This is a genomic window from Winogradskyella pacifica (genome assembly GCF_003386275.1).
Classification (GTDB): Bacteria; Bacteroidota; Bacteroidia; order Flavobacteriales; family Flavobacteriaceae; genus Winogradskyella; species Winogradskyella pacifica.
Genome location: NZ_QREI01000001.1, coordinates 1 through 15,770 on the forward strand (window position 1 = coordinate 1; position 15,770 = coordinate 15,770).

Below are 15,770 nucleotides of genomic sequence, written 5' to 3' on the forward strand. Positions count from 1 at the left end.
TGTATAATGGCCAGTCATGTCAATAACTCTAATGGAACTGAAGATGATGGATTGGATATTCGTAAGACCTTACAATTAGCCAATAAATTACTCCCTTTTGATGAAGGTGAGTTTTTAGATAATGTGAATGTTTTGTTGAAAGATAACAGATCAAATGACTAATATATTCTCAAAGAATACTAAATATCAATTCATTGAACAACCTTCAATACATTATAATAAACATATTTTAAGTTTTCTAAATTATTACCTTTTAATGGCTTTAACATTACCAAACTTGATTAGGTTCCTATCGTTCAATTTTATTTATTTAATTCATTAAACTGTAAGGATATGTACATCGATATTCAAAAATCTTCGAGTATCTCTTCTATCCGTAATTATACTTTTTAATAATTATTTAAAGTATCTTATAATGCACGCTTTTATTTGATGTCATAGAAAATAATTATGTGGCTCTTATATCAAATAATAAAATTAGCTCCGAATTATTATAATTTATAATGCAGACATAAACTTAAGTGTTAAATTTTGTTAAATCGAGACCAATTCGGTGACCAATAAAATCAGATCCTTTTGAAAGCATTATAAACACTGAAAAGTACAATTTATGGTCGTTGTCTCCGACTCCACTATTAAGCACAACTTTGTTGTGCTTTTAAGCATAAAAAGCTCAACAAGTTTTACTTGATTGAGCTTTGTTGTTTAAAAGCATTTGGGCTGAAAGCACAAAAAGTTGTATTTACAGGATGGGATTCACTAGAGAACAACGACGTTAATCTCTCCGACTCCACTTTTAAACCCTGTAAGTTTTTAACTTACAGGGTTTTCTATTTATAGTTCACACATAACACGAATGATATAATCGAATTATTATGTAAATTGCTGTGATTTAGATATGGACCATTGTTTATATTTAATTGTTGTGGGTAATTAGAAAAAAAAAACTTTATGAATAGAAATATAAATCTCGAAATTTCAAATCCTAAAAAGTTCATTTCTGATATAGAAAACAAAAAATTTGTAGAAATACCAGGAAGTGATATTTGGGATTTAGGTTTTTCTAATATACCACATCACAACTATACACAGCCTAAAGATTTTCCAAATTGTTGTGAATACCATAAAAGCATTCTTTCCAACCTAAATGACTGGTTTAATACTTTCCCAAATTGTTGTGACAATCACAAAGCTCTGCTTAAGAAAAAATGGTTTAAAAAAGAATTATATACTGATATTCCAAATAAAGTACTCAATTCAGTTAGCTACACAAGTAGTTTTATTGAGCATAGTATTGAAAAAGATAATTGGTATAAAGAAATAACCGACTATATAGACTATATAATTGATAGCTTTGGAACACCAAGCATAGGTGGAGAAAGGTTTTTTAGTGTTATTGAATATTGGGTAAAAAACAGTCTTGAAATACCAAAAGAAATTGAATGGAAAAGGAATCAACTATTAGACTACTTTAAATCAAAAACTGAGAAGAAAGTTAAAAAAAATACTGATTTAAACCTATTACATTCAACTTTTCAAAATTGGATAAAATTCATTCCCGAAATTCCTGTATTTAATTCTATAAAAATAGCTTATAAAGGTAAACTACCTATGAATTTATTCTTGTATGATGGAGAATACAATAGGTTTACAGGATTAACAACATTCAAAGGTAGAACACAAAGTGAATTAATTGAAATTATTGTTAATCATACAAAGAAAATCTTATTTCAATTAACATCTGAAAATGTTTACAAAAGTTTAAATCTTACAGATAAAGAAAAATATGAAATTCAAATTATTGCTGAGAAGCACAAACTAGGGCAATTATTGCTATTAGAAAACTTCTCAAAAAACGAATTAAAATACATTAAAGTTCTAAAAAAATGGTTGAAAAATGAAAAAGGGTTTATTAGTGAATTAAAGCCTATTTTTGATAAAATTAGTGAACAAAACTTTCATTCTTTTTTAATTCAACAAATATTCTTTTTTGGACAAAGTTTAGAAAAATTAAAACACCTTCATAGCTCATTTGGAGAAGAAGATTTTAGAGATTATTTTCTTCCTCATTTAACTCAAATATCAAAAAAACATATAGCAACTGGAGAAACATTTAATAAAAAAGGGAAAACTGATATCCTAATTCAGGATATGAATGCTATAAATACCTTTGTTGCGGAATGCAAACTATGGAAAGGGAAGTCTTATTTAAGTTCAGCAATTAATCAACTTATAGAAAGATACGTTTTATGGAGAGATGAAAAAATTGCGCTTATTATTTTTAACAAGGACAATAAAGATTTCGCAAAAGTTATTGAAATTGCAAAAGAAACAATTGAGGAACACGAACTTTTCGAATCGTTTGTAGAAGAAAAATTTAAAACAATAATCACTTATAAATTTAAACATTCAGAAGATATAACGAAAATTGTAACACTTGAACTAATTTTATTTAATTGTTATAAGCAATAACTACCCACAGCACCATATATAATTAATGGCTAGTTCTCGCCGACTTACGAAAATCCTCGCAGATATTCTATTGGGTTTTTATTTACTAAATTAGGTGCTTACACACGCCACTAATCATACACAAGACATTTAAACGAAAATGTGCCGATACGGAATTAATACATATAAACCACATTACGCTTGTTTTGAATGTCGGAAAACCTTCAAAAGAAGATTACTGAAGGATATTGATAGAGATTCAATAGAATTTGAAAAACAATCTTATAAATGTCCTGAATGTGGCGGAATAACCGCGAATATGGGATTTGACTTTGAATCACCAAAAAAGCCCAACACAAAAGCCTGGAATCACATGGAATCTCTTTACGAAACAGGGATTACCTTTCATTCGTGTGGCTGTACTGGTCCTGGATATATTCCGAGAGACAAAAACAAATTGATTGAGTTTCTCAATGAGAAAAAAGTCATTTATGTAGAGAATCTAAGGTTTTGGACGACAAGATTAGAACCAAAAAATGAAAGTGAAAAAAGCAAAGATTGGGATAAGAACAGTCACTTTCTATTCAGCCTTCCTAGAGAATTTACAACTGGAACTAAAAAGAAAAGATATACTGATTTAAAAAAAGCAGTGGAATATTGGACCGAAAGAATTAATGAAATTGACAGTAGAATAATAAAAATAACCAACAAAATTAGGCATAGTTAATCGCTCATTCACAATACATTAACAAAAGCCTTAATGCATTTTCTATCTGTGATTTATTGACTAAATTACGGTCATAACCAAGCAACTAACCATTATAGAAAACATATTAACCACTATTGCAACCTCCATGAATAAACTCGATTTTAGTATCTCACTGAGAGAAAAAGGACTAGATTCAAAAGACATAAAAAAGGAAATGAAAGAGAGTGGTTTTGATGATTCTGAAATTCAATATTATTTAAAAAAATCAGATGAAATATTTCTAGATCAGTCTTATCGTTATAACAGATATAAATCTAAAGGCAAAAACAAGAATACATTAAAAATGCTAATACTGATAATCAGCCTCATACTTTTAACAGGAGTGCTCCTCGGATACGCCACTATAGGATTGATTGGACTATTTATTTTGTGGAGCCTAATCGGTTATGGTTCTTTTAGAAATTAAAGTCGAAAATTCGGACTTACAACAACCCAAAATAAAAATAAAGGCTGTTTTATCTATTAATGTGAATTAAAAAGATGCAAATCAAAAACTCCAATCTTTTAGTAAAACTTAAAAATTAAGATTATCAGTATAACTGAACACTAACTACTCAACAACACTAAAACCCTTTTGCAAAGTGGCTACAGAACTCCCTCCAACCCAAACTTCAAATGCACCAGGCTCTACCTCCCATTTTTTATTTGCTGTATAAAACTGAAGTGTCTCAGCATTAATTGTAAACGTGACTGTTTTAGTTTCACCTGCCTTAATCATTAGCTTTTTAAAACCTTTTAATTCTTTAATTGGCCTTACCAAACTACCAACTAAATCTCTAATATATAGTTGCACGACTTCCTCTCCATCTGTATCTCCAGCATTTGTTATAGACACAGAAACATTGATACTGTCAGTCGCTTTTATTTCAGTTTTATCTAATGTTAAGTTATCATATTTAAAAGTGGTATAACTCAATCCATGTCCAAATGGATACAACGCAAATCTTGGTGCATCTCTATAAGCAGAATACGTTACTTGTTTTGATCCGTGAGGTCGTCCTGTGTTTTTTTGATTGTAATATAGCGGCTCTTGCCCTACATGATGCGGAAATGACACTGGTAATTTACCCGATGGATTATAATCCCCAAAAATAACATCTGCTATGGCATTACCAGATTCCGACCCTAAATGCCAACATTCTAAAATAGTTGAAGCCACTTCTGAAGCACGAGTTAAATCCATTGGACGGCCGTTCATCAGCACAATTACAATGTTTTTATTCACCTTTTGAATAGCCTCTAACAATTCTAATTGTAAACCTTTAAATCCGATATCTACCTGACTTCGTCCTTCTCCCGTCTGATAGGCGTCTTCACCTATAGCTAATAAAACCACCTCAGCTTTCTTAGCAGCTTCAACTGCTTTTTTAATTCCTGATCTATCGGTTGTATTAAATTCTAAAGGTATTAAAAACTGATTTTCGCCTGGCTTAACCGTTGGAATCGTTAACTCAATTCCTTTTTCATAATGTATCGTTGTTGACTTAGATACCGCCTGCTTTACGCCTTCTAATAGTGATACCGCAGAATTATAGTCACCTTCTGCTCGCCAATTCCCTAAAGGCGCATTTTTGTCATCAGCTAACGGCCCAATAACAGCGATACTTTTTATGTCTTTTGAAAGTGGTAAGACTTGATTATCATTTTTAAGTAATACAATAGATTTCTTAGCGACATCTCTAGCAATTTCTAAATTCTCTTTAGAATAGATCTCAGTTTTCTCTCTTTCTGTATCACAATATTTATAAGGATCATCAAACAGTCCTAGCTGAAATTTGATTCGTAATACACGTCTCACAGCATCATTTATGACATCTATTGAAACTTTACCTACTTCTATTAATGTTTTTAACGAAGCTTCATAAGCATACGATTCCATATCCATATCACTCCCTGCATTAATAGCAATTTCTGAAGCATGCTTTAAATCTTTAGCATACCCATGTGCTATCATTTCGCCTATACTTCCCCAATCGGAAACCATTAGACCTGGCCAATTCCACTCGTTTTTCAACAAATCTCTTTGCAAATGCCTATGTCCTGTTGCTGGTATGCCATCAATATCATTAAAAGCATTCATAAATGTTGCCACACCGGCTTCTGCAGCAGCTTTAAAAGGAGGTAAAATAGTATTATGAAGTTCATACTCACCAATATTCACCGTATTGTAATCTCTACCAGCCTCACCAAAACCATAACCTGCAAAATGTTTTGCACATGCCGCAATAGTATGTGTTGCCGATAAATCGTCTCCCTGAAACCCTTTTATTCTCGCTACTCCAATTTTTGTAGTTAAATACGTATCTTCACCAGAACCTTCCATTACTCTTCCCCAACGTGCGTCTCTAGAAACATCGATCATGGGTGCAAACGTCCAGTTTAAACCAGATGCAGATGCTTCTTTTGCTGCAATTGCAGCCGATTGTTCTATAATATCTAAATCCCAACTCGCACTTTCACCTAAAGGAATAGGAAATATAGTTTTGTAACCATGAATAACATCATACGCAAAAATAAGGGGAATCTTTAATCGAGAATTCTCCATTACAATCCGTTGTGTTTCTCGGATTGAAGCTACAGAAGCCACATTCAGCATAGAGCCGACTTCACCTTTCTTTAGTTTGTTGTACTTATACTGATCTCTTTCTGAAGTTGATGGACCTGTCGCATTCCATTTACCACTATACTGTACTAGTTGGCCTATTTTTTCATCAATGGTCATTAATGCTAATACAGAATCTACTTTGAGTTCAATCCGCTTATCTATTAAAGACGTTGTGTGTTTTATAAATCCGGAATTAGCCTCTACTGACGTATCAAAATCTACTGTAGCACAAGTAACAAGTAGAATAACAGCAGCCTTTACACTAACGACTGCAAATAGGAATGTTTTTTTTGTATTAATCATTATACTAAAATCATTTTAACTCCATTTCTGTATACACAGGAAAATGGTCTGAAGGGAATTTGAAATCAATAGCACTAGATAATACGGCATACTTATGTACTGTAATGCTAGGAGATTTTGAAATAAAAATATAGTCGATGCGTCGCGTTACGAGTTCATTATATTGAAAGGCATTAAATGTTCCCTCCGGTCCAAACTTTAATGTGGCTATTTGTCTTGAATCTGACATGGTTGGTAAAATTTCTGCTACGACCAGACTATTAGGTTCTACATTAAAATCACCCATAAGCAGAACAGGATAGTTTTGGATGTTTTCTGAAGCTATTTTTTTTAGAATAAGTTTTACACCTTCCTTTTGCGCTTCCGCACCAACATGATCTAAATGGGTATTAAACACCCAAAACTTTTTACCCGTTTTATTTGAAGAAAATAAACCATACGTACAAACTCTAGGATAGGCAGCGTCCCAACCTGTAGAAACTTTATCTGGCGAATCGGATAACCAAAAGGTGAATTGTTCTTCAACCTTTAAGTTGTTTGAATTGTAATAAATTGCAGAGAACTCGCCCTCTCCGTTGCCATCTCTTCCTTCACCTATAAATTTATAATCTTGCAAAGCGGCATTTAAATCTTCAATTTGATTCGGCCGTGCTTCTTGTACTCCAAAAACATCAGGACTAAGAAACAATATTTGAGAACTTAAAAAATCTTTTCGATTTGGCCATGCATTTTCTTCATCTGAAGCAATATCCAAACGAATATTATAAGTCATTGCCTTTAATGTAAACTGTTCATTTTTAGCTTCCGGCTTACTTTTATTAGAACTACAACCTAAAAGTATAAGGCTAATAATAAATAAATTAATTTGTTTCATTTATTTCTTGTTTCGAACTTATGCTCTCTGTCTTTCAAAATAAATTATCGACAGCATAAAAATAATCTCTGATAGCAACGCTTAGTTTGTGCTACTAGAATTTGCTTTTAATTTCTTAAACACCAATTCTGGTTCATCTGTGGTAATATAATCAAAATCATGACTCAATAACCAATCAATATCTTCTTCTTTATTGGCCGTCCATGCATTTAGTTTTAAACCTAAATCTCTAGCTTCTGTAATCCAATTTGGTTTATTTTTTAATTTCCAAACTAAATAATCGAGTCCGGTAATTCCATCTTTATGTAAGTCTTCTGGTGCTTTTGAACCATCTAGATATAAGACCTTAGCATTAGGTTCTATTGTTTTAATGTGTTTAATAACCTCATAACTAAAACTGATATAATAAGACACATACGCTTCTGCCTTAAGCTCTTTGACTGTGGCTACAGCTTTGTCTGCCATAAGAACATTACGTCCTTCAGTTTTAGAAGGTTTTATTTCGCAAACTAAACCTGTAGTGGTATTATTTGTCATGCCCGCAGTAATAAAATCTTTTAAAGTTGGCAGTGTTTCACCGTTTGATAATTTGTGTTTAGCAAGTTCTTCATAGGTTGAAGATTCAATATCTAAACCTTCATAATCGGCATCGTGAGTAACAACTAGGATTTCATCTGCCGTCATACGAACATCAAATTCTGAGCCTGTACATTTTAAACTAATCGCCTCTTTTAATGCCGCAATTGAATTTTTTGGTAAATCTTTAGTTTTCCATGCTCCTCTGTGCGCAATGACAGGGTTATCTGCAAAAGTAATTTCAGTGTCTTTACTTGTAGAATTGCATGAAACAAATCCTATACACAACAACAAAACAGTTAAATATCTCATATGAAATTGTATTTTTAATATATAACGTCTAAATATTAAGAAAACAAAAAGGCAAGTGAACTTGCCCTTTTGTTTCAATAGAATGACTAATTCAAATAATTATTAATTGTAACCATTATTTTGAGGGTAATCTGAACCTAAAAGGTCTAAATCATTTTGAGATATTGGCCAGTTAATAAAATGTGATCTCCAATTCTCTCTAGGATCTTTAGACCCTAAATTGGCTGGAAAATACTCTCCATCACCAGCGTAATTGGTCATTTGAAAATCGATAACCGATTGTCCCATTCGTTTTAAAGTAAACCAACGTTGCCCTTCAAAAGCTAATTCTCTAGCGCGTTCGTCTAAAATGGTTTGTTGATTTACGGTGGTCACTGGCGTAGCACCAGCTCTAGTTCTTACCGCATTTATATATGGTAAAGGATCACCTGAAGATCTCATAATAGCCTCTGCAGCTATTAAATATGTCTCAGCTAATCTGTAAACCGTTACATTACCTCTTATTAAATAAGATTCTTCATTACCATCTTCTTGTGAAAATTTTATACAAGAAGGGTGCATTCTTTGGTAATATGATGTGTAGTTACTACTTGGATTATCTAAATCCGTGATTGCCGCATAATCATCTACTTCCTCACCAATTCTATCTCCAGATGTATAATAATATTTTAATCGAAAATACGTATCATCATCTCTTGTATCGTTTGGATCTTCTGCTAAAAGATTTAACAGATATAGGTTTGGCAAAATTCTAGAAAAACCTCTACCTCCTTGTTCATTATTAGATTCTATACCTGAAATCTGAAAATATTGAGTGACATAATTTGCATTCATCATGGTTGTGTTACCACCACCAAGTAAATCATCTTGAGATTGAATAACGAATAATGATTCAGAATTATTTCTATCACCAGCAAATACATCTGCGGTACTAGACACCAAACCATGAGGTCCTTCTTCTATTAAGGATACCGCTTGATTTTTTGCTTCAGTCCAGTTACCTTGCCACATTGCTACTTTAGCCTTTACATGCTTTGCTGTTCCTTTAGTAACACGTCCAAATGTATCTGACCACTCTAAATTGTCTATCGCAAAGTTTAAATCACTATTGATAAGTGCGAAAATTTCTTGCTCTGTAGATTTATCATTAATAACATCAAAAGCATTATCCACAGTTATAGTTTCTGTCGTCACATAAATATTATTGTACATTCTGTATAAGTAGAAATACGAATGTGCTCTAAAAAACTTTGCTTCAGATAAAATTTGCGCTCTTGTATCTTCATCTATACCCTCTAAAGTTTCAGCTGCATTTATTATTGCAGTCGCTTTATTAGCCATATTATAAAAATGTTTCCAAAATAATGAAGACGCAAAATTAGTACCCTGATCTACTGGAGACGTACCTCTTTCATATCTCCCCATTAAACCAGTATAGCCAGATCTTGAAAAGGTTAAATCACCCCGAGAAGACATCAATACCGATCCCATGAAATCCTCAGTACTATTATCATAACGATCTCTTTCAAACTTATATAAACTTACTACTCCAGATTTTAAGCCTCCTTCAGTAGTATAAACATAATCCGCATCAATTAGCGTACTCGGTTGTTCTTCTAAGAAATCTTCGCAAGAAGTAACAACAAAGAATAACGCCGTGGCTAACAGAAATCCACTTTTTATTTTTGAATAAAAAAACTTCATTTTCATAATATTATTCTTTTTATAATTAAAATTTAACTCTTACTCCAAATGTGAATGACTTTGCATCAGGATAACCCGTATCAGCATTTGAAAAGGTAGATCTAATATTTACCTCTGGACTGTAACCTATATAATCTGTGTTTGTAAATAAATTTGTTGCAGTCACATAAAATTTAATCTGCTCAAAATTTAATTTAGATGTAAACTTGTCTGCTAAAGTATATCCTAAGCTCACCGTTCTTAATCTAAGGTAAGATGCATCCTTAACCGCTAAAGCATTTAAATACTGATCGGCAGCATCTTTATTCGGACGCGGAAATGAATTTGACGGATTTTCTGGTGTATAATAATCTACTTTAACACCGTTTATATCTCCTCTTAAAGTCCCACCATTATTGTACTCATTTAAGAATGGATTCACTTTTGTAGCCCCTTCTACAGCATAGAAATCGACAAGTAAATCAAACCCTTTATAATATACTGTTGTAGATAATGACCCAAACCAGTCTGGATTAGGATCGATAAACACACGATCTTCTTGTGTAATTTTACCATCAGGTCCAGCGATAATATTACCGTCCTCATCGACTCCGTTGACATCTTTAATTTTGATATCACCAGGCCTTAAATCTGTTTGAGGATTTGCTGATTCTGAATTAGCTTGAGGTGCATTTTCAAAATCTTCACCTTCTTGCCAAATCCCATCAAAAGCGTACTGATAAATAACGCCAACTGGCTGACCAACATAATAATTAAATGAATTATCTTCAGTGATCGCGTTACCATTTCCATCATCATAAAGTTCTAATATTTTGTTTTTATTATTAGACCAATTTGTAGAAACTGACCATTTAAAATCTTCAGTATTAAAAATATTTGCTGTTAAACTAAGTTCAACACCTGTGTTTTGCATTTCACCTGCATTAAAGAATGTTGACGTGTATCCTGTAACTGGCGGCACACCTCTTCTTAATAATAAATCTGTAGTTCTTGCATCGTACCAGTTAATACTACCTACTAATATTCTATTGAATATTGAAAAATCTAAACCAAGGTTTAAAGTGGTGATTCTTTCAAACTTCAAATCTGGATTAGGTAAAATAGTCGATGGTGAGAATCCTGACCCAGTTTCCTCGTCAAATATATAAGGTTGGAAATCTGCTGTAAATAGTGATGTATAAGCACGACCTAAATCATTAACCAAAGAACCATAACTTGCTCTAAATTTTAATTCTTGTATAGAACTTACATCTTCTAAAAAGTTTTCATTATGAATTTTCCAAGCAAAAGAACCCGCTGGGTTATAACTCCATTTATTACCTTCACCATTTAAAGAGGCACCATCAGCTCTCACAGTACCTTCAAAAGTATATTTATTTAATAATGAATATCGTGCTCTGGCTAAATACCCTAAATATCTAAATTGATCACCATCGCGCTCTACAGTAACATTACCTATGGCGCTTGAAATACCATTATACCCTAAATCTTCATTAGCAAACCCCTGACCTTCGGTAAAGGTTCTTGTGAACGCATTTTCTTGCGTCGATTGCACTAAGGTTACATTAAGACTATTATTAGCATTTATGGTTTTGTCATAAGTTAAAATATTCTCTATTAAATACGACTCACGTAATTGATTGTCAATTCTAGCAATACCTCTAACATCGTCACCCGCAGAACTTAAAGAAGATTGGTATTGCCCTCTTTCTGAAGTTCTTCTTGTTAAATTAGCCTTTAACTGGTATTGTAAATCATTAGTAATCTGCCATATTGGTGTTACATTAACAACATAATCATTACCTTTTTCTTCGTGATTTTGTTCTCTTAAATTCCACAGTGGGTTAACAGCTGACAACTCTTCACCACTTGGAAAACGTGTAATACTTCCGTCGACGTTATAAGCACTACCTAATGGAGATGTGGTAATTACGTTAACATTTGCAGCTCTATCAGTATCATCATTTAATAAGTTTATATCGAAATTTACAGAGAATTTATCCGATATTTTTTGATCTACATTTAAACGTAACGTTTTTCTTGTATAACTAGATGAAGGTATAAGACCATCTTCTTTGAAGTAATTAATACTACCAAAAACCTTAGTCAATTCCGTACCACCACTAACGCTTATTGCCTGACTATTAACGAAACCATTTCTCATTAATTCATCTTCCCAATTTACGAAACGATTGTTTGTAAGATTATCATATTCAACTTCTGTAAATACATTATCGACAACATCATCAGCATAACTATCGTCTGCTCTTGTGGACCTCCAAGCTTCTCTTCGTAATTGCGCTAACTCTTGTCCGCTATAAACATCAAAATTCCGCTCAATACTTTTTGTTGTTAAAAAACCGTGATAGCTCACACTTACTTTACCTGCAGAGCCACGTTTAGTTGTTATTAAAACAACACCATTAGCACCTCTAGAGCCATAAATAGCCTGAGCAGAAGCATCTTTTAAAAACTCAATAGATTTGATATCATCTGAGTCAATATCCTCAATACCTCCATCTCTAATAATACCATCTACAACATAAATCGCACTTACATTACCTTCTATAGAACCTTGCCCTCTAAAAATAATATCAGATGTACCACCTGGCCGTAACGTACCTCCGCCGACATTAACTTGTAAGCCCGCAATTCTACCTCTCAACATTTCATTAACGTCTGATGTTGGTGATAAGGTTGCTTTCTCTAGGTCTGTAGTTGACACAGCATTTACGATATCACTTTTCTTTTGTGAACCATAACCAATAACTACAACTTCTTCTAAAGCACTATCTTCTTCTAAAGTTATCGAGATTTCTCCCGAACTATAGACCACTTCTTTAGATTTAAATCCTACATAAGATACCACCATAATAGCGGATTCATTTGAAACATCTAAAGTAAACACACCATCAAAATCTGTTTGTGTTCCATTAGAAGTTCCTTTTTCTATGACAGACGCACCTGGCAAAGGCATATTATCTGAAGCAGAAAGCACTTTTCCTTTTACTGTGGTCTGCGCAATCAGAGAAAACGAACTGCACAATAAAAAGAGACAGAAGAATATTTCAATTCTTGATTTTTGAAATTTGAATTTCATGAATGATTGATTTAGTTAAAAATTAAAGCCCAAAACTATCATTTCAAAACATGTAGAAATGAGATGCAATGTTAAGCTTTTGTAAATTTAACCTCAAATAATTGCTAATTTGATAATCGATACCTCGATAAAAAACGAACATCATAAAATTTAACAATAATAAATCTTGAAAAAATCTCGGTAAGTATTATAAACATTAGCAATGTAGAGAACTTAAAATTTCTTAAAAAAAACCAAAAATTCAGCGTAAAAACACGCTTGTCGAGGTAAAGTCGTGGTAGAAAATGGGATTGTCGAGGTGTTAGAATTTTAAGATATAGTTAACTAAACTGTCATCATGATTTAATTGTAACCTTTTACGTAATCTGTAACGCTTAGTCTCCACACTTTTAATAGATATATTAAGCAATGGAGCCATTTCCTTAGAGGATAAATTCAACCGTAAATAAGCACAAAACTTCAAATCATTTGGTGTTAAATCTGGGTGTGCGGCCTTAATTTTATCCATAAAATCTTTATCTGCATTATTAAATGCCTCTTTAAAGAATTTCCAATCTTTATTATTGTTCAAATTGGTATCAATTAGATTTACGGCGCTTTCAATATCTTTATTATTTCTATTCTTTTTTAATTCCTTCTTTATTTTATTGAGTAACTCATTTTTCTTAATGATACTCATTGTAGAAATCACTAACTCTCTATTTTTTCCTTCGATATCTTGATTTAATTTTTCATTCTTTATTTGAATGAGTGCACGTTCACTTTTGATGTGTTCATGCTTAAGAATTCGTTCGTAGTAAAATTTATAAACCTTATTAACTAAAAATGCAATTCCTATTAAAATTAAAACATACACCAGAATCGCTAAATTGGAAATATACCACGGTCTATTCACTTCAAAATGATATACAATTGTATTCTCCGTAAGTTGATTTCCAACTTTTCCTTTAACTTCTAAAGTATAATCACCAAAAGATATATTTTCAAATTGCACACTCGACGAGTGAGACCAATCGCTCCATTTATCAGAAAGCCCTTCAATTTTATAACTATAGCTAACATCTAGGAATTTATTGTATTCCGGAACCGAAAACCCAAATGAGACGATACCTTTCTCGTGTTCAAATGAACCACTTTCGGTTAGAGACAAATGAATTGAACTCCCATCTATATTCTTTTTCATTATAGTATTAAAATGAATTGAATGGGAGGTGTCAGCTTCAATATTTGCTAAATCAAGCGTTAGATAACCGTTTACTGTTCCTAAAATATATTTTTCACCTTCAATGTGCTGTATATTTTCAAATCCTAAAACCCCTTTTCTTAAAGTTGAAGGAATTGCAATATCTGTAATCTGGGGTTTATTAGTAAGATTGTCATTAGTAATATAGCTAATGTTGTTTTTGAAGAACAGCCATAATTTACCTGTCTGATCGACCACCATTTTTCCGGAAGTAAAATTTTTGGACGCAATCAAATCTGTTAAAACACTATTCTTAACGAATTTATGTTCAGCTTCATTATAATTAAATATGCCATTTTTTGAAGTATACAGTATGTCTCCTTGGTAACTCTCCAAACTAGAACTATTTCCAATAGTTAATTCTGAAACATCTACCACATCTATAGTTTGAGTAAAATCAGAATTCATGTTTAAAACAAAAACTCCTTTATACTCATGGTTTACCATGATTTGGTTGGCATTATTAATTTCGAAAAAGCGCGATGAGTTTTTAAAGTTTTCAATTTTATTCCTGACCGTCCAAGTTTTATTTTTAAGCTCTAAAACATATAAGCCATCATAGTTTCCTTGAAGCAATAGATTATCATGATTTGGAATTTTCTTAAAGTTCCAAGCCCCTAAATCTGAACTGATTTTTTCTATCTGATTTCCATCAACACTAAAAGTTCCTAAATGATGACCACATATCAAACTTTCGTTATTATGATTATATAAGCTCCACACCTGGCCAGCAGTGCCTTTCACAAAACGAAACGTTTCATCTGTAGACTTTAATGATCTATAAAACAAGCCTTGATTAGTCCCTACATAAAGTAAATCCTTGTAAATAATGGTAGAATACACGGTTCCTAAAACCCCTTCGTAATCTATAAATGTTTGTATTGGTGATGTGATATTTATACAGTTAATACCGTTATCTAATCCTGCCCAAACATTATGGTTCGCATCTTCAAACAAAGCTAAAACGGTGTTATTACTTAATCCTAATTTCTGATTTATAACATATTCAAATTCACCTGCATTACTAATTTTCACAATTCCATTAGAAATTGTACCAATCACAAAACTGTTATCTTCAAGCTTAATACTATTAAATATGTTTAATCGTTTTAACCGCTCATTTGCGGTAATCTCCCATGGTTCTAATTGATTATTCTTGACCTGAAAAAAACCAGAATTCCTGGTAAGAATCGTCAGAAGGTCATCTACAAAAAACATATTAATAACCCGATCTTCTAAAACGACAGCATCACTAATTATTAATTTAGGTTGCCCATCTTTTATAAGATAAATCCCCTCGTTAGCTACATGATAATAAATATGATTATTGATATTAAATACTTTGTAAATAATTTGTTGTGACGTAATAATTTTAAAAGTCTCAGCTTCCTTGTTGAAAAAATGCAAAGCGTGACCCGATTGAAAAAGCACCCATTCTCCAAGGTCTAAAATGTTCCAAATTTGATCATCGCTAATATTGGCTTCTTTTAGTTTTGGAATTAGTGATGTATAATTTAGTAATCCTTTTTCATCCTTTACCCAATACCCAAAATCTTCATAGCAACCCGAATAAATTCTATCTCCAATAACCTTTACTGCTCTCAAAATAGTATTGTTTGGAGACGGATACGCCACCCAACTAGAACCATTATACTCTAAAAGGCCTTTATTATTTGCTGCATAAATGTAATTATCCGCACTTTGGGAAATCATCCAATTTTGATTATCACCACCATAATCTGAAGCTGTAAATTTTTCAATAGGCGGTAATTCTTGCGCAGGAAGCATCAAGAATACATTTAGAAATAATATAAATATGAAGTGTTTCATCTG

9 protein-coding genes are annotated in these 15,770 nt (G+C 32.4%); 3 read left to right on the forward strand and 6 right to left on the reverse strand.

What is annotated here, in order from left to right; translation table 11 throughout:
• The first annotated feature begins 951 nt into the window (after nucleotides 1-951).
• From DFQ09_RS00005 to DFQ09_RS00015, 3 genes are all read left to right on the forward strand, one after another.
• Nucleotides 952-2,472, forward strand: a complete 1,521-nt coding sequence (locus DFQ09_RS00005; protein ID WP_115807547.1) for a hypothetical protein — start codon at nucleotides 952-954, stop codon at nucleotides 2,470-2,472.
• A gap of 139 nt (nucleotides 2,473-2,611) precedes the next feature.
• Nucleotides 2,612-3,178, forward strand: coding sequence for a hypothetical protein (locus DFQ09_RS00010; RefSeq protein ID WP_115807548.1), 567 nt, complete (start codon nucleotides 2,612-2,614; stop codon nucleotides 3,176-3,178).
• Nucleotides 3,179-3,305: 127 nt separating this feature from the next.
• Nucleotides 3,306-3,626: a hypothetical protein gene (locus DFQ09_RS00015; protein WP_115807549.1), complete on the forward strand. Its 321-nt coding sequence runs from the start codon at nucleotides 3,306-3,308 to the stop codon at nucleotides 3,624-3,626.
• A gap of 144 nt (nucleotides 3,627-3,770) precedes the next feature.
• Here DFQ09_RS00015 and bglX read toward each other — a convergent pair whose 3' ends face one another.
• The 6 genes from bglX to DFQ09_RS00045 form a co-directional block, all read right to left on the reverse strand.
• A complete protein-coding gene (gene bglX, locus DFQ09_RS00020; protein ID WP_115807550.1) occupies nucleotides 3,771-6,128 on the reverse strand; it encodes a beta-glucosidase BglX in 2,358 nt (785 codons plus the stop codon).
• A 10-nt stretch (nucleotides 6,129-6,138) separates the two neighbouring features.
• Nucleotides 6,139-7,002, reverse strand: a complete 864-nt coding sequence (locus DFQ09_RS00025; RefSeq protein WP_115807551.1) for an endonuclease/exonuclease/phosphatase family protein — start codon at nucleotides 7,000-7,002, stop codon at nucleotides 6,139-6,141.
• An 81-nt stretch (nucleotides 7,003-7,083) separates the two neighbouring features.
• On the reverse strand, nucleotides 7,084-7,890 hold the full coding sequence (locus tag DFQ09_RS00030) for a glycerophosphodiester phosphodiesterase (protein WP_115807552.1): 807 nt from the start codon (nucleotides 7,888-7,890) through the stop codon (nucleotides 7,084-7,086).
• Nucleotides 7,891-7,992: 102 nt separating this feature from the next.
• Nucleotides 7,993-9,600, reverse strand: a complete 1,608-nt coding sequence (locus DFQ09_RS00035; protein WP_115807553.1) for a RagB/SusD family nutrient uptake outer membrane protein — start codon at nucleotides 9,598-9,600, stop codon at nucleotides 7,993-7,995.
• Between the two features lie 19 nt (nucleotides 9,601-9,619).
• Complete coding sequence (locus DFQ09_RS00040; protein ID WP_115807554.1) at nucleotides 9,620-12,694, reverse strand: SusC/RagA family TonB-linked outer membrane protein; 3,075 nt, start codon at nucleotides 12,692-12,694, stop codon at nucleotides 9,620-9,622.
• Nucleotides 12,695-12,995: 301 nt separating this feature from the next.
• The gene (locus tag DFQ09_RS00045) at nucleotides 12,996-15,767 is read right to left on the reverse strand and encodes a helix-turn-helix and ligand-binding sensor domain-containing protein (RefSeq protein WP_115807555.1); all 2,772 of its coding nucleotides are present in this window, start codon (nucleotides 15,765-15,767) and stop codon (nucleotides 12,996-12,998) included.
• Between the last annotated feature and the right edge of the window lie 3 nt (nucleotides 15,768-15,770).